The 16,531-nt window shown below is 65.6% G+C and carries 10 protein-coding genes; 6 read left to right on the plus strand and 4 right to left on the minus strand.

Features of this window, described 5'->3' with window-relative positions; translation table 11 throughout:
• The 5 genes from GJ695_RS22675 to GJ695_RS22695 all read left to right on the plus strand — a co-directional run.
• Nucleotides 1–778, plus strand: a 778-nt coding sequence (locus GJ695_RS22675) for a DUF3108 domain-containing protein (RefSeq protein ID WP_154368786.1), incomplete at its 5' end; no start/stop codon positions are given.
• 1 nt (nucleotide 779) lies between these two features.
• On the plus strand, nucleotides 780–1,523 hold the full coding sequence (locus GJ695_RS22680) for a DUF3108 domain-containing protein (RefSeq protein WP_154368788.1): 744 nt from the start codon (nucleotides 780–782) through the stop codon (nucleotides 1,521–1,523).
• A gap of 81 nt (nucleotides 1,524–1,604) precedes the next feature.
• Nucleotides 1,605–2,963, plus strand: coding sequence for a hypothetical protein (locus GJ695_RS22685; RefSeq protein ID WP_154360891.1), 1,359 nt, complete (start codon nucleotides 1,605–1,607; stop codon nucleotides 2,961–2,963).
• Complete coding sequence (locus GJ695_RS22690; protein ID WP_229260610.1) at nucleotides 2,956–3,750, plus strand: hypothetical protein; 795 nt, start codon at nucleotides 2,956–2,958, stop codon at nucleotides 3,748–3,750. Before GJ695_RS22685 ends, GJ695_RS22690 begins: the two co-directional genes overlap by 8 nt.
• A gap of 3 nt (nucleotides 3,751–3,753) precedes the next feature.
• A complete protein-coding gene (locus GJ695_RS22695; protein ID WP_154368790.1) occupies nucleotides 3,754–6,585 on the plus strand; it encodes an ATP-binding protein in 2,832 nt (943 codons plus the stop codon).
• On the opposite strand, the gene GJ695_RS22700 is transcribed toward GJ695_RS22695, so the two are convergent.
• Nucleotides 6,582–6,818, minus strand: a complete 237-nt coding sequence (locus GJ695_RS22700; RefSeq protein ID WP_154368792.1) for a hypothetical protein — start codon at nucleotides 6,816–6,818, stop codon at nucleotides 6,582–6,584. The two genes, GJ695_RS22695 and GJ695_RS22700, sit on opposite strands and share 4 nt — an antisense overlap.
• A 39-nt stretch (nucleotides 6,819–6,857) precedes the next feature.
• Nucleotides 6,858–7,385 (minus strand): CcdC protein domain-containing protein, encoded by a 528-nt coding sequence (locus tag GJ695_RS22705; RefSeq protein WP_229260611.1) that lies wholly within the window; start codon nucleotides 7,383–7,385, stop codon nucleotides 6,858–6,860.
• Between the two features lie 99 nt (nucleotides 7,386–7,484).
• Between GJ695_RS22705 and GJ695_RS22710 the strand changes: the two genes are divergently transcribed.
• The gene (locus tag GJ695_RS22710) at nucleotides 7,485–9,941 is read left to right on the plus strand and encodes a S9 family peptidase (RefSeq protein WP_154368796.1); all 2,457 of its coding nucleotides are present in this window, start codon (nucleotides 7,485–7,487) and stop codon (nucleotides 9,939–9,941) included.
• Nucleotides 9,942–10,090: 149 nt separating this feature from the next.
• On the opposite strand, the gene GJ695_RS22715 is transcribed toward GJ695_RS22710, so the two are convergent.
• A complete protein-coding gene (locus tag GJ695_RS22715; protein WP_154368798.1) occupies nucleotides 10,091–14,665 on the minus strand; it encodes a translocation/assembly module TamB domain-containing protein in 4,575 nt (1,524 codons plus the stop codon).
• Entirely contained in the window at nucleotides 14,665–16,431 is a 1,767-nt protein-coding gene (locus GJ695_RS22720) for an autotransporter assembly complex protein TamA (protein ID WP_229260612.1), read from the minus strand. Before GJ695_RS22720 ends, GJ695_RS22715 begins: the two co-directional genes overlap by 1 nt.
• Nucleotides 16,432–16,531 lie beyond the last annotated feature (100 nt).

A 16,531-nucleotide genomic window follows, 5' to 3' on the forward strand; every position in this document is an offset into this window, starting at 1 on the left:
TGCCGCGCAGGCGCAGACCGGCACGCCGCCGCCTCCGGTGGCGCAGGGCGAGACGCCGGCCGCCGCCGTGCCGGATCCCGCGCCGCATCCCGGCATGCGCCGCTACAAGGTCAACCTGCCGCCGCCGGCGGTGTTCGACATGGCGGTGGCGCGGGTCGACGCCGACGGCACCAAATGGACGGGCGCCGCGACGATGACGTGGCATACTGACGGCAGCCACTACCGGGCGTCGGTGGAGGCGGGCCTGAGTTTGCTGATCACGCGTCTGAACCTGCTGGTGACGCGCAGCGAGGGCGAGATCGACGATTACGGCATCGCGCCCGTGAAGAGCACGGAAAAGCGCGCGCGCCGCGCCGAAACCGCGACCCACTTCAACCGCGACGCCAGCACCATCAGCTTCTCGGCGGTCGAGACCACCTATCCGCTGCTGGTGGGTGCGCAGGACACGGTGACGGTGCCGTTCCAGCTGGGCGGCATCGGCCGGGCCGACGTCAACCAGTTCGGCGGCGACATCGACATCCAGGTCGCCAACGACAAGGAGGCGGTGGTCTACCGCTTCCAGCTGGTCGGCGAAGAGGAACTCGATATGAAGACCGGCAAGGTGGTGACCTGGCATCTGAACCGTCCGCCGAAACCGGGCGCGTATTCGTCCAGGCTGGAAATCTGGCTGGCGCCGGGACTGAACTGGTATCCGGTGCAGATCCGCGTCAGCGAAGGCAATGGCGCGGTCACCACCCAGACCGTATCCGATATCAAGATGACTGAAGCAGGAAAATAAGATGAAAAACATGACCACCCTTTGCGCAGCCCTGCTGCTGGCCGGCGCCGCGCTGGCCCACGCGGCCGACGAACATCCGAGCGCCAAACATCCGACCAATCCGCCGCCGTCGGCGGACCTGAGCTACGCGCTGAAGATCAAGCAGAGCGGCCTGTCGCTGAACGGCACCGCCACCGTGCAATGGCGCGCCGGCGACGGCAAGTATTCGATCGCCACCGAAAGCCGCGCCGCCATCTTCGGCAAGGTGGTCGAGAACCGCAGCGAAGGCGGCATCGACGACTTCGGCCTGGCGCCGGTCAGCTTCTACGAGAAGCGCCTGCGCAAGGAGCCGTACACCACCAGCTTCAAGCGCGACGGCAAGACTATTGCATTTACCGAAAGCGACGTCACCTATCCCATCCTGGGGGGCGAGCAGGATCGCAGCAGCGCCCAATGGCAGCTGGCCGCGCTGGCGCGCGCCACGCCGGACAAGTTCAAGCCGGGCAGCGAGTGGCATCTGTTCGTGGCCGGCCGCCGCGACGCCGAGCAGTGGACCTTCAAGGTGGTCAAGACCGAGAACGTGCAGATCGGCTCCGGCGACGTCAGCGCGGTGCACCTGATCAAGGCGCCGCCGCCGGATGCGCAGGGCCAGCAGGTCGACCTGTGGCTGGCGCCGTCGATGGATTGGTATCCGGTGCGGGTGCGCTTTAACGACAACGACGGCGACTTTGTCGACCAGACGCTGGAAAAGGTCGTGAAGAAATAGGCTCCTGCTATACTGACGCCCCCGCGACAATGAGGTTTATTTGTAAAAAATACAATGGCGGGGTGCACAGAATGGCAAAGAATGATCGAACCTATAACTAGTGAAGCCGCACCGGACCCGCAGGAGCAGGACAGTCTGCAGGCCCACTTCCAGCCGCACATTTCCGCTGACGAGATTGAGCAGGTCTACCACCTGAAACGCGCGCAGCCGCTGTTGCAGGTGTTTACCGCCCTGTTCCACGGCGGTTTCGATGGTGTGCTGGTGCGCCTGCTGGTGCTGCGCGAGCTGGCCGCCGAAACCGGCGTCACCAGCTTCACCCGCGCCGACATCAACACCCGTTTGGGCTACCTGCTGCCGGAATCGCTGGAGACGGTGCTGATGCGCCTGCGCTCCAACCAGCTGCTGGCGTGGGACGCCCAGCAGGCCGTGTACCGCGTCACGCCGATGGCGCGCAACGTGCTGTCGGCGATCGACGCGCTGCTGGCGCTGGGCAAGGAGGAAGACAGCTCGGACATGGGCTTCCTGCTGTCGCAGGTGGCCGGCGCCCAGGTGATGGGCGGCGTCACCGTCGACCAGCTGAACCACCTGCTGGGCCGCCTGATGGAGCTGACCGAGGAATTCTCGGACGCCATCGCCTCCGGTTCCGAATTCCGCCTGCGCGCGTCGCAGGCCAAGTGGCACATGGCCTGCGACTGGGTGGAGAAGGGCTCGGAGATCCTGCGCGCCATCACCACCGACGAAAACGCCGACAGCGCCACCCACAAGGCGGCGCAGGCCATCGGCCGCGCGCAATCGGCGCTGCTGAACATGCAGGGCATGTTCTCGCGCGCCTTGAACCAGATCGAGCGCCAGCGGGTGCACCTGGGCCAGTCCGGCCTGTCGACCACCGACATCAAGCGCTGGCTGCTGGAACACGAAGACCTGGCCTCGCTGGCCCTGGGGGCGATCGACCAGCCGGTGGTCCCGCTGTTCATCACGCCCGCAGAAATGATAGACGTAGCAGAAACAGAATTAATGGCCGACCGCGTAAACACCACCGTATCCAATGGCCTGCCGACCGGCACCGACGCGCCCACCACCATCAGCGACGGCCCTGCGATGCAGCAGGAGCTGGACGACTGGCTGGCGCGCCTGTCCGACTTCGCCGCGCTGGGGAATTTCCCCAGCATCGCCGACGAAGGCCCGAAATCCATCCAGGCGCACGAGTCGCTGCTGCCGGCGTCGTTCGCCGTGGCGTCGTACCGCGCCTCGCTGCTGCCGCTGCTGGGCGATGCCGACGAAGCGCGCCTGCAAGGCGCCACCGCCGAACTGGCGCGCCTGCCGGTGACCTTCTCGCCGCAGGACGAAATGGTCCAGCTGCCCGACCTCGAGGTCGCAGCGATGTCCCTTGCCTCCCTCTCACTGTCTTTGAATCCGGAAGGCGACAAGTCTGATGAATGACGATTCCCAAATCCTGATCGCGCGCCTGCTGTCGCACCAGACCCTGCGCCGCGACGACAAACTGGTCAAGCGCGTGCTGTCGGACGAACAGTTCCGCACCGAAGTCGATGCGCGCCTGCTGGCCGTCGGCCTCAAGCTGCTCGACAACGTGTATGCCGACCACGTGACGCTGGCGCTGCACCGCGCCATCGAGCCGAAGATCTTCGGCGCCAAGGACGTCTGGCAGAACAATAACTTCGGCCTGTCGCGCGATGGCGTGGCGCTGCTGGTGGTGCTGTGGGCGCAGATCATCCTGCCCAAGCGCGAACGCCAGGAAACCCACCAGCACGCGGAGGACGACCAGAACGACATGTTCGGCGTCGACAAGCCGCTGCCGCGCGCGGAAGACACTTCGATCGGCATCGCCTACAAGGCGCTGCTGGCCGACTTCGGCGACAAGCTGGGCAAGAAAACGCGTCTCGACATGAACCTCGGCATCCTGTCCAAGCTGGGCTTCATCGAGCGCCGCGGCGACATCATCGTTGAAGGCCCGCTGCTGGACCTGCTGATGGATACCGACGTGCTGAAGGAACGCATCGTCAACGGCGCGCTGGCCGACGTGTTCAAGCGCGCGCCGGCGCAGATCATCCCGGTGCCGCGCAGCGCGCCGCCGGTGGCCGCCAATGACGTCAATGACGTCAATGACGACGAGGAAGCCGCAGCGGCCGAGGACGAAGAAGAGATCCTGCCCGCCTTCGAGGCGCCGCCGCCTGCCCCTATCGATCCAGACACTCCAGCCAAGGACTAAGCCATGTTTCACATTAAATCGCTAGAACTGGTCCACTGGGATTACTGGCAACGCATCAAGAACATCCCGCTGGACGCCAAGATCATCACCATCGCGGGCCAGAACGGCTCCGGCAAGACCACCTTGCTGGACGCATTGCGCACGCTGTTCGGCCTCGATTGCTCGATGGGCCGCACCTACAAGCACTACGCGCGCCACAGCGGCCAGCAGACCGCCTGGCTGCGCGCCGTGGTGGACAACAAGGCCATGGGCCGCCAGCTGTCCAACCGTCCGTTCCGCAGCTCCGGCTTCTTCAGCGACGACGAAGTCACGCTGTTCTGCCAGATCCAGAAGAACGGCGGCGACTGGAAGCGCCAGTACCTTATGCGTCCTGGTAACGTGCAGATCGAAGACATCGGCGAAGCCGGCAACGACTGGCTCGGCGTGGAAAACTACCGCAAGCGCCTGGCCAATGCCGGCCTGTCGCCGGCCATGGCCAAGGTGCTGGCCCTGGAGCAGGGCGAGACCGACAAGCTGTGCGAATACGCGCCGCGCCAGTTGCTGGACCTGGTGTTCCAGGTCTTCGGCGACAAGGAAGTGCTGGACGCCTACGACGAAGCGAAGCGCCACCAGCGCGACACCGAGACGGAACTGAAACGCTTTGAAGCGGAACTGGAAGCCTCCAAGACCAATCTGGAAGGCTTGCGCCTGCGCGTGGCCAATTACCACCAGTGGGAAGACCTGAACAAGGAACGCCGCAACCTGCAAGAGGAAGTGCTGCCGTCGCTGGAATATCACGAAGCGCGCGAGAAGCATGCGACCTTGAGCCGCCAGCTGCGCGAAGCACGCAAGCCGCTGATGCAGGCCGACGCGCAACTGGCCGACAAGCGCAACATGCTGGCGGCGCAAGCCAAGGCGCTGTCGGACGCGCAAAGCCACGAGACGGTGCTGGAGCAGGAATCGACCTCGCTGCAAACGCGCCTGACGCACATCAACGGCAAACTCAAGCCGCTGGAAAGCCTGCTGGAGCAGAAGGCGCGCCTGGAAAAGCTGGCGTCGGACTCCGGTTCGGACCTGGCCGAAGTGGCCAAGACGCTGCAGGAAAAAGAAATCGAACTGGCGCGCCAGCGCACCGCGCGCGACGCCGTCGCCTCGAAGATCGCCAGCGAGCTGTCGACCATCTCGGCGCTGCAGGGCAAGACCGCGCTGCCGGAGCCGGAAGTGCAGCGCACCATGCGCCGCGCGCTGAACGACGCCGGCATCAGCCACGCCATGCTGTCGGACATCGTCGAAGTGACGGACCCGAAATGGCAGGGTGCGATCGAAGGCGTGCTGGGTGGCTATGCCTCCGTGGTGCTGCTGGATAAATCGTCCGACGCCGCCGCCGCGTACCGCCTGGCGGAGAAGGAGCGCTATCGCCACTTCATCGTGCCGGATCTGGTGCACGCGCCGACCATCAAGGACGAGAGCCTGATGTCGGTGGTGAAGTTCTCGGCCAAGGTGCCGGCATGGCTGGTGGAACAGCTGTCGCGCATCACCCGCGTGGACAGCGTCGACGTCGGCGCCAGGCTGGGCAGTCACGAGGAGTGGATCACGCCGGAAGCCTACCACCGCGAACGCCGCGGCGGCCGCTCGCTGTTCGTGGAAGCCTCGCGCTACCGCTTCGGCTCCGCCGGCCGCACGCAGCGTATGGAAGCGATCCAGAAATCGCTGCCGGCGCTGGAGGCGCAGGAGGATCAACTGACGCTGCAAGTGTCCAAGCTGGCGACCGAAATCAGCTCGCTGAAGACGCGCCTGGCCGGTGTCGATGCGGCCAAGGAACTGGGCGCGCGCTCCGAGGAATTCGACGACGCCGCACGCAACGCCGTGCCGCTGCGCGCGGAACGCAGCGAAGTCGGCGCCCGTCTGGGCGAACTGCAAAACCTGATCAAGACCGCCGTGGTCACGCGCACCCGCGCCGACACCACCTGGCAGAACGCCCGCTTCGCCCTGTCGGAAGCGGAAGCCGGCATGCGCCTGAACCACAAGCGCGTGCTGGAGCAGCGTACCGAACACGCCAGGGCCTTGCTGGCGCTGCGCAAGAGCTGGCGCCACCTGCCGCAGGGCTGGCGCCGTCCGGCGCGGCGCGCCGCGCTGGTCAAGGAACACCAGAACGCGCACCAGGTCACGCTGCGCGTACACAGCCTGGAAGCCAGCCTGGCGCGCAGCGACTGGGAACTCGATGCGACCGTGATCGACCAGTACCAGCGCCTGAACGACCAGCTGCATTCGCGCCAGTCGGAAACCGAGGAGCGCCGCTACCAGAACAACCGCGCGATCGAAGCGACCGGCAATGCGCGCGGCGCCTACATCGAGCGGCTGCGCTACACCATCAAGACCTACGCCGCCAACATCAAGGAGCTGGGCCAGCTGGCCGGCATCGAGGTGCATGCGGACCCGGTCAAGCTGGAAAACGACGACGTGCAGCTGGCGCAGGCCGGCCTGCACGTGCGCTTCAAGTTCGACGGCAAGGGCGTGATCGGCATGAACGACGGCGAAGCGTCGGGCGGCCAGCAGGTGATGAAATCGCTGGTGCTGCTGATTGGTTTGCTGAAGTCGGAAGACGGTTCCGGCGGCTTTGTGTTCATCGACGAACCGTTTGCCCACCTGGATATCCGTAACATCCAGCTGGTCGGCGAGTTCCTGAAGAACACCGACGCCCAGTACCTGATGACGACGCCGCTGACGCACAACACCGACGTCTACGATCCTTCGGAACTGACGCTCATCACGAGCAAGAAGAAAAAGGATACCGAGTGGGCGCAGCCGATCTTCGTGCTGCAGCGCCGCAAGGAGGAGGCGGCGAAAGCCGCTTAATCGGGAAGGGGTGTGTCCAGCAGCTGGTCCAGCTGCTGCGCCAGGAGGGCCGCCTTGTCGCGGCCCTTTGCTTTTTGTACGGCTTCGAGATAGGGCGCGCGCAGCTGGCGCAGTTCATCCAGCGTCGCGGCCTTCTCCACCCTGAGTTGCAAGGTGAAACCACGCAGGCCGATCGTACTCCTGATGGTCTTCGTGTAGAAGTCGTAAACCGCGAGCTGCTGGCGGGTGGTCATGGCGGTGCTCCTTAGTCAGACTAAAGATAGCACCGCGCCTTATTTGATGTCAAAGATGTCTATCGGACGCGGCACCGGCTTCTGCGTGCGGCGCCATTGCACCAGCAGCCACGCGTATACGCCATAGAAGCCGCCCAGCAGGCCAAACAGCCAGGCGGTGAGTGGATTGCCGAGGAAGTCCGGATCGAGCGGCAGGCCATTGTGCATGTGCAGATAGGCCTCAAATAAGCGGTAGATCAGCCGGCTGATGTACAGCATGATGACCAGCAGCGCAAGCTTGCGGTTCTGCGTGTAGAAAAAACCGTCGGGACGGTTTTCCAGGCGGCTCATCTTCATGTTGCGCTGGCCCAGCAGGCCGCCGATCACGGCGCCCGCCGCCAGCGCCGCCAGCGCGGTCCAGTTGCCGAAGGTTTGCACGGCCACCGCCAGCAGCATGAACACCATCACGCCCAGCGTGGCGTAGTGGCGCCACAGTTCGGATTTGGTGCGGCCCAAGACGATCTTGAGACGCGAATAAATACGCCATACCGCCAGCGGCACGAGCAGCAGCAGTACGATTGTGGTCATTTCCATAATCTGTCCGAGGTAGAAATCTGAAAAACTGTGATTGTACGGCACGGATCGGCAATCAAGGCTAGCATAAGCAAACTGGACCGAAAGGACATCATGAACCAACCCCTATCCGTGCTGCCGCTGAATCTTGGCTTGATGGCCGCTTCGCCGCAAGCCGGCGCCCAGGAGGGCGGTTATCGCCTGCCGCCTGCCGCCTTGCAAGCCATCGTGGACGCGGCGCGCGCGCCGGCGCTCAGTCTCAGTCCGCAACGCGACATCGTCGCCGTGATCGAGACGCCGCCGCTGCCCGGCATCGCCGAAGTGGCGCAGCCGGAGCTGAAGCTGGCCGGCCTGCGCATCAATCCGCGCACCTGTTCTGCTTCCCGGTTTTCGTTCGGCGCCGACCTGTCGCTGCTGGAAGTGGCCACGCGCAAGGAGCGCCGCATCACCGGGCTGCCGCGCGGCCTGCGGCTGTCGGACGTGAGCTGGTCGCCGGACCAGCGCCACCTGGCCTTCACGCACGTGGCGCTGAAGGGCGAGCGCGGATCGGTGGAGCTGTGGGTGGTGGATGTGGCCGAACGCAAGGCGCGCAAGCTGTCGCCGCAACCCTTGTCGGCGGTGCTGACGCGCGGCTTCAACTGGCTGCCGGACAGCAGCGGGCTGCTGGTGCACTGGCGGCCGGCGGGCATCGGCAAGGCGCCGGTGTCGAGCGGAATTCCCTCCGGGCCGATAGCGCAGGACAGCACGTCGGATGGCCATGTGCGCCAGCTGCGCACCTATCAGGATCTATTGAAAAGCGAGGACGACGCGCGCCTGTTCGAGTATTACATCACGGTGCAGATGGCGATCATCGACCTGCACGGCAAAACGCGGCTGGTCGGCGCGCCGGGCCAGTTTTCGCGCACTTCGATTGCGCCGGGCGGCGAGTATCTGCTGACGCAAAGCGTGACGCGGCCGTATTCCTACATCGTGCCGGCGTCCAGTTTCGGCGAGCGGGTCGAGGTACGCGACCTGCACGGCGTGGTGGTGCACACGGTGGCCAACCTGCCGCTGGAGGAAGGTCTGCCGCAGGGGAACGACGCGGTGTCCGACGGCGTGCGCCATGTGTCGTGGCGCGCCGATGCGCCGGCCAGCCTGGTGTGGGCCGAGGCGCAGGATGGCGGCGATCCCGCGCGCGAAGTCGTCGACGGCATCCGCGACCTGGTGATGCTGCAGGCGGCGCCGTTCCGCCAACCGCCGCTGGTGCTGGCGCGGCTGACCATGCGCTATGCCGGCATCGCCTGGGGCCGTGACGACGTCGCGCTGATCAATGAACGCTGGCACAAGACGCGCGCCTACAAGCAGTGGATGATCGAACCGGGGCACCTGTCGACGCCGCCGGAGCTGATCCACACCGGTTCATATGAAGACCGCTACAACAGCCCAGGTTCGCCGGTGATGCGCGCGGACGTCAACGGCTTCCCGCGCCTGCTGATCGGCCCCGGAACCACGGTGCTGATGGACGGCGCCGGCGCCACGCCGGACGGCGACCGTCCATTCATCGACCGCGTCAGCCTGACCACGAAAAAGAAGGAGCGCCTGTTCCAGAGCGCCGCGCCATATTTTGAAAACGTGGCGGCGGTGCTCAACGACGACGGCACGCTGCTGCTCACCACGCGCGAATCGCCGACCGAGCGGCCGAACTACTATCTGCGCGACCTGACCAGGCCGGAAGGCGAGCAACTGACGGCGCTGACCAACTATCCGCATCCCACGCCGCAGCTGAAGGACGTGGCGAAACAGCAGATCCGCTACACGCGCGAGGATGGCGTGGAACTGACCGCCACCCTGATGCTGCCGCCGGACTACGACGCCGCGCGCGACGGCCCGCTGCCGCTGCTGATGTGGGCCTATCCGCAGGAATTCAAATCCGCCGGCGCGGCCAGCCAGACCACCGGCTCGCCGTACCGCTTCAACTCCGTCAGCTACTGGGGACCGGCGGCCTTCCTGGCGATGGGCTACGCGGTGCTGGACAATCCGTCGTTCCCGATCGTCGGCGTCGGCGACGAAGAGCCGAACGACACCTATCTGCCGCAACTGGTGGCGTCGGCCGAAGCGGCGGTGGAGGAGGTGGTGCGGTGCGGCGTGGCGGATCGCCACCGCATCGCCATCGGCGGCCATTCGTATGGCGCGTTCATGACGGGTAATCTGCTGGCGCACACGCGCCTGTTCCGCGCCGGGATCGCGCGCAGCGGCGCCTACAACCGCACGCTGACGCCGTTCGGCTTCCAGTCTGAGGAACGGCCTTACTGGCAGGCGGCGCAGGTGTATCAGGCCATGTCGCCGTTTAATAACGCCGACAAGATCAAGGATGCGATGCTGTTGATCCACGGCGCGGAGGACAGCAACTCCGGCACCTTTCCGTTGCAGAGCGAGCGCATGTTCCAGGCCATCAAAGGACTGGGCGGCACCGCGCGGCTGGTGATGCTGCCGAACGAATCGCACGCCTACCGCGCGCGCGAATCGATCATGCACATGCTGTACGAAACCAATGCCTGGCTGGAGAAATACGTCAAACACGCAACGGCGTAGAATGGTCGCAGTGTTCCTTCGACTGGAGTATCGACCATGAAATTATTTCACCGCGCCCCTGATCCTGTCGTTCCCGTGGATGATCCCGCGCCGCCGAATATTCCGCATCCGGCGCCGCAGGATGATCCGGTGCCGGATCACAATCCCAGTTAGTCGAAGGCCCAGTTGTACAGCACGTCCAGCGCGTTGTTGGTGCCGGTCTGGAATTGCAGCGTGATGCGCGGGTTGAGTTTGTATTTGAGCTTGACCAGGCTGGTCGCGCTGCTGGCGCCCTGTTCGAAACTCAGATAAGTACGCGCCGAGATGCGCTTGCCGACCGTGACCACCGTATTCTGCAAGCCGGTGGCCGCACCGGCCGTCGAGGTGCCGGCCGCCTGGCCCACGCCCAGTTCATCCACGCCCAGCGACTTGGCCAGCTTGCCCTGTCCCGAGCCGCCGAACAGCGCGCCGGCGGCGGTGCTGAGCAGCGCCATGTCGTTGCCCTGCGTATTGTCGATGCCATGGCCCAGCACCAGCCATGCCAGCTTGTCGCTGTCCGACACGGTGGGCGTGGACACCAGCTTGGCCTGCGGCGCCAGCGCCGTGCCGCGCACTTCCACGCCGGCTTCCACATTGGTTTCGCTGAGCGCTTCGCCTTCCGGACCGCGCCGCACGGCCAGAATGTTGAGGCCCGGGTTGTCGTAGGCGCCGGTGAAGTTGATCACGCCGCGGTCGATCACCAGTTTCTGTCCATATGCCGCATAGGTGCCGCTGACCACGCGGATGCTGCCGTTGACGCGCGGCGGCCGGCGGTCTGCCACGCGGATGCGCAGCGCGCCGGCCAGTTGCGCATCCAGTCCTTTGCCGCTCAGATTGAAGTCGTTGCCGAGGTCCGCTTCGACGTCGATATTCAGCGGCATGCCTTGCGCGGCCTTGACCGGCGCCGCGCCCTTGCCGACGATGACCACGTCGTCGCTCAGCGTCGGCGTGTCGGCGCCGGCCAGTTCGATGCTGGCGCGGTCGGCGCGGAATTTGCCGTCCAGCTGGAAGTGCCTGGCGTCGCGCGTCAGGTTGCTGGTGCCGCTGACCACCAGGATGCGGTCGGGGCGCGACAGCACTTCGAGTTTGTCGGCGGTGAGCTTGAGCTGCATGGTCGCCTCGTTGGCGGCGTAGCGTATCCAGCCATCGGCCTGCGCGCGGCCCTGGTTGCCGTCGAAGGCCAGTTTTTGCAGTTGCAGCTGGTCGCCGGTGAGGCGCGCCTGCAATTGGCCGTTGCGCAGCTTGATGCCCTGATCGAGCCAGTTGACCACCAGCTTGTCGCCGGTGATGTCGCCGCTCAGCTGCGGCGCGGCGATGGTGCCGCTGCCGTTGATCGCCATCTTGAAGGTGCCGTCGATTTCCAGGCCCGGCTGGCCGGCCAGTGGCGCAAGCCAGGCCAGTGAACCCATGTTGGCGCTGCCCGCCAGCGTGAAGGTGCTGTCGTCGGCCAGGCGGCCGTCGTGCAGCTGGGCACTGCCATCGAGTTTGGCCTGGCCTGCGCGCGTGCCGTCGACGTTCAGTTGTACGCGCAGCGTGCCGTCGTTGACGTCGGCGCGGGCGTCCAGCGTGTGCAGGCCGAGCGGCTGCGGCAGGTCGGCGCCGATGATGGTCAGGTCGCCCTGTTCGCGGTAGACGTGGACCATGCCGGCGAGCGTGCGCGTGGCGGCTTGCAGGTTCAGGCCCCACTCGGCGCCGATGGTCATGTTGCTGCGGACGTTGTCGCGCCAGGCGTCGGACAGTTGCGCCAGGTAGTTGACCGGCACGCCGGCGGCCTGGCCTTTGCTGCGCCATTCGGAACCGGATTTTTCCAGGTTGTCGATGCGGATGGTGCCGGCGGGGAGGTTGATGGTGGTGGCGCCCAGCGCGATCTGCACGGGCTTGAGTAGGCCGGCGACGCCGGTGTCTTCCGGTGCGGTGAGTTTCAGCGGCGCCGGCGCGGCCAGGGTGAGTGCAAAGCGGCCTTTGTTTTGCAGGGTGTCGATGGCGCCGGTCCAGGTGTCGTTGGCCCAGCTGCCCTTGACGCGCAGCGCAGCGTCAAAGTCGGGATTCGAGGCGCTCAACTGGATGATGTGCGCGGAGCGCGTGCCGCTGGTTTGCAGCCGCGCCTTGTCGATGGTGATGGCCGGCGACACGTAGCGCGTGATGGCGATGTCGCTCACCAGCGGCACGTCCGCCAGCGAATCCGCCGCCGCGTTGCCACGTGCCTGCGCCGCGCCAGCGCGGGCCGCCGTTGCGCCGCTGCGCGAGGTCGTCCGGGCAGCATCGGCCACCGCCGCGCCGCTGCCTGCCGCACGCCCGGCGTTGCCCGCTATGCCGCCGGTCGCGGCGCCGCTTGCCATCGCAATCGTATTCCCCAGCGTCGCGTTGCCACGAATGCTGCCGACCTGCTGCTGGCCGGGCGCGCGCAGGTTGCTGCCATCGAGATTAAGGGCGAGCGCCGGGCGGGCGCTGGTGCCGGACAGCGTGCCATCCGCACGCAGCACGCCGCCAAACTGCGGGCCGAGCGCACCGAGTTGCGGCGCATCGAGCTTCCACTCCAGCTTATCGAGCGCGCTGCCGAAGCTGCCCTTGGCCTGCAAGCTGTTGGACGCCAGGTGCAGATCGATGTCCGCATTGCTCACGCTGCCCTTGGAAGCCGTCAGCTTGGCATAGCCCGACAGGGGGGCATTGGCAAACGTCGACGGCTGCAAGGTCAGATTGAACGCCGCGCGCCAATCGCTGGCCAGCCGCGCATCGGCATTGAAGACGGCATTGACCGCGCCCGCCTGCGCCGCGCCGAACGAAGCGGGATTCAGGCGCTGTACGCTGCCGTTCATCTTCAGCTCCGGCGTGCCCTTGATCATCGCCACATCGCCGGCAGCGTGAATCAGGCTGTCCGCCGGACGCTTGGCCGATGCGAACGCCAGGCCGCGCGCATCGGCTTCAAAGCTGCTGCGCGGCGCGTCCATAGAGCCCGTGACCACGCCGCTGGCGGTGATCGCACCCAGCAGGTCGCTGCTGACCGCCGACAGCTGGCGTGCATCGATTTTCCACTTCAGTTGCTCGCCAGGCGCGCCGAAATTGCCGCTGACGTCGGCGGTGTTCTGCGCCATCGCCAGATGCGCGTCGATGCCGCTCAGATGTTTGGCGTCGGCATTGAGCTTGCCGTTGCCGGTCAGCGTCTGTCCCATCAACTTGCTGGCCTTGATCTGGAACGCTGCTGCCACTTGCCATGCCGGCGACAGTGCGCCTTTGGCGTTGATATCCGCATTCAGGTCGGCGATCGGGTAGCCGGTGCCCAGCGCGGACGGGTCGAAATGATCGGCGGTCAGCTTGGCGCTGAATTCCTGCTTGTCTTTCAGACTTGCCTGACCGGTGGCGCTGATGCTGCCTTTCTTCGCTTGCAGGCGCATCTGGTGCAGTTGCAGCAGCGCGTCGGCCAGCGTGGCTTGCAGATCGAGGCGGACGCCTTTGTCGGCAAGCGCTGCCGTCAGCGCTTGCTTCTTCGGCGTGCTGGTGAGCGTGATGTCGCCGGCGATGGCGGTTTTGTTGATGCTGGTGTGGATGTCTTTCAGGTCGAAGAGGTCGGTGTGCAGCTTGAAGTTGGCGGCGTCGATGCCGGCGTCAATGCCGCTGCGATCCACCTTGCCGGCGCCGGTGAATTTGCCTGCGGCGCCGAGGTCGAGGATGACGTTGTCCAGCAGCGAGGCGGTGAGGGTGCCGTCCAGGCGTCCGCTGAAGGTTTGCAGCGGCAGGCCTTTCTGGTCCAGTGGCGCGGCCTTGCCTTGATTGAGGACGGCGAACTGGCCGGAGATCTTCTGGTCCTTGGCGATGGCGGCGGTCAGCTTCAGGCTGAACTTCGCTTCCGGCCATTCGGCGTTGAAGCCGGCCGGATCGAGATCGCGGCCGGTGAGGTCGATGGCGCGCAGGATGATCGGATCGAATGGCGCCAGTGCCAGCGCCGCTTCGCCACTGGCGCCATTCGCCGCGCCTTGAACTTTCAGCGTCAGCAGCGCCAGGTCGCCGCCGGCCTGCACGGCCAGCCGCGCACCACCCGCCGGCGCGGCCGCACCGCTGGCCGCCGTTGCATCGCTATACACCAGCGTCGCCTTGCCTTGCAGCGCAAACGGCTTGCTACCGGCGATGGTCGCATCTGCCTTGATGTCGCCAAACGCCGTGTGCGCGGACGCGTCCTGCACATGCCAGGCCTGTTTGTCGCCATCGAGCTTGAAGCGCAGACGGTCGATCACATTGCTGCCGGTATCGCTGGTCAGCGTCAACTTGTCCAGCCGCCCGTCGGAGATGCTGAGCTTAATCGGCGACGCCAGCGATTCCGGCATCGTGGAAGGTTCCGACGGCCCGCTGTTCTGCACCAGCAGGCTGCGTGCATGCAGCTCGCTGATGGTCAGCCCTTCCGAAAAATACTGCAACGGCGACCAGTTGATATCAATCTGCTCCGCCGTCACCACGGTGCCCTTGCTGCGGTACACCAGCTTATCGATGTGCATGCGGTGGTAAAGCGATCCGCTGACGCCCGTCACCGCAATCTGTCCGCCGCTGGCGTTCGAGATGCGCTGCACCAGTTGCTGCAAGGTCGACTCGCGCCCCAGCAGCCAGAATGCGCCGAACAACAGCACGACCAGCACGCCGAAGCCGATCGCCACGCGGCGCGGCCAGCGACGGCGCGGCGCAACGTGTTCTTGAGGAGTGTTGTCTTGGTCAGCCATCAGAAAGTGAATCCCAGCGAGAAGTGCAAACGATATTTGTGAACCGCGTGTCCATACGCCACGTCGACGTTGATCGGCCCCACAGGACTCTTCCAGCGCGCGCCGACACCGTAGCCGGACTTGGGATGCAAGGCGCTGATCGTGTCGCCGGCATTACCCGCATCGTAGAACACTGCCGCGCCGTACTGCGGCTTGAACCAGTACTGGTACTCGGCGCTGGCGGTGGCCAGATAACGGCCGCCGGTGATCGCGCCGTCCAGCGGCACGCCCAGCTCCTGATAGCCGTAGCCACGCACCGACTGGTCGCCACCGGCGCGGAACAGATACACCGCCGGCACACCGTCCTTGTTGCGCGACGTGAGCGCGCCAAGCTCGCCCCGGAAGATCGCATTCGTATTGACGCTCAGCGGCAGGTACGCCACACCGCGCGCATAGCCGCGCACGAAGGCTTCATCGGTCAGGATCGGCAGCAGCGCACCGCCGATCTGCGCGTTCAGCGCATAGCCCTTGGTCGGGAACAGCAGGTTGTCCAGCTTGCGCCAGGTGACGCCGTAGGTCAGCGGCAGACTCTTGCTCTGGCTGGACGGGATGCCGCCGATGGTCTTGGTCTCCGTCAGCAGCTCCAGGGTCAGCGAGCGTTCCAGCAGCGGCGTACCCCAGGCGCGCTTGCCGGACATGCTGGCCACGCTGGTCACCTCGCCGGAAATGTCGCTGCGTTCGAAGGACGCGCCGATGCTGTCGTTGTAGCCGTCCGGCGTCACCGGGAAGTAGAAGTTGGTGGTGGCGGTCTGCTTCTTGGTCTCCAGCGTCAGCGCGCTTTTCATGCGCAGGCCGAATACCGACAGATCGTCATACGTCAGCGAGGCGCGGTTACCCGTGTTGGTGGAGATACCGACACCGGCGCTGACGTTCTTGCGTTTGTTCTCCACCACGCGCACCAGCAGCGGCAAGGGCGCCATCGGCGCGGCCGCGTTCTGCTCCGGCGTCATGGCGGCGGCGTCCAGCTGCTCGGTGAGGATGGCGCTGGTGTCGGCGCTCACTTCCACGCTGGCGAAGTAGCCAGTGTCCTGCAGGCGCGATTGATACGATTGCAGCGCCGCCTCGCTGTAGTAGTCGCCGGGACTGATCTGGTTCAGGTTGCGCACGACCTTGTCCGGATAGCGCTTCAGGCCTTCGATGCGCAGTTCGCCGAAGCGCATCTCCGGCCCGCTGTCGATGGCCACGCGCAGATTGGCCAGATGCGCCTCCGGGTCCACCGTGGCCTGACTGTCGACCAGTTGCGCGCGCGGATAGCGCGTCTGTACCACGGAGCGCAGCATGGCGCGCTTGGCCGACTCCCATTCGTCCTGACGGAAAATCGTGCCTTTCTTGAGCGGCCATCCGGCCTTCAGCGCATTGACGTCGAACTGCTTTTCGGCCGATTGGTCCGGATTGGCGGCAAAGCCCTGCAGGCTCAGATCCACTTCGCCCACGCGTACCGGTTCACCCGGTTCCACCTTGACCTGCACCACCGGCGTGCCGGGCGCTTCGCGATCGAAGGTGGCGCTGACCACCGGCGAATAGTAACCATCGGTCGCGACCAGCGTGCGGATCTGCTCCGGCGCCACGCGCACCAGCCGTTGCAGCTGCTCGCGGTCGATGCGGTCGTTGCCGCGAAAACGGACCAGGTCCAGATTATGTTCGAGCAGCTCGCGCACGTCGGTCGGCGCGTCGATGCGCACCTCGTATTTCAGGCCTTCGGCGGACTGAGCCGCGGCGGATAGCATGGCCGCAGCGAGGCAGGCAGACCCTTTTGCCACAACTTGTGCCAAAATTCGTGATCCTGTCCGTTTTTTTGCTGGCGATGCCGGTAACATGAGACTCCAT

Origin of the sequence: Duganella alba (genome assembly GCF_009674495.1) — a bacterium.
GTDB lineage: Bacteria > Pseudomonadota > Gammaproteobacteria > Burkholderiales > Burkholderiaceae_D > Rugamonas > Rugamonas alba.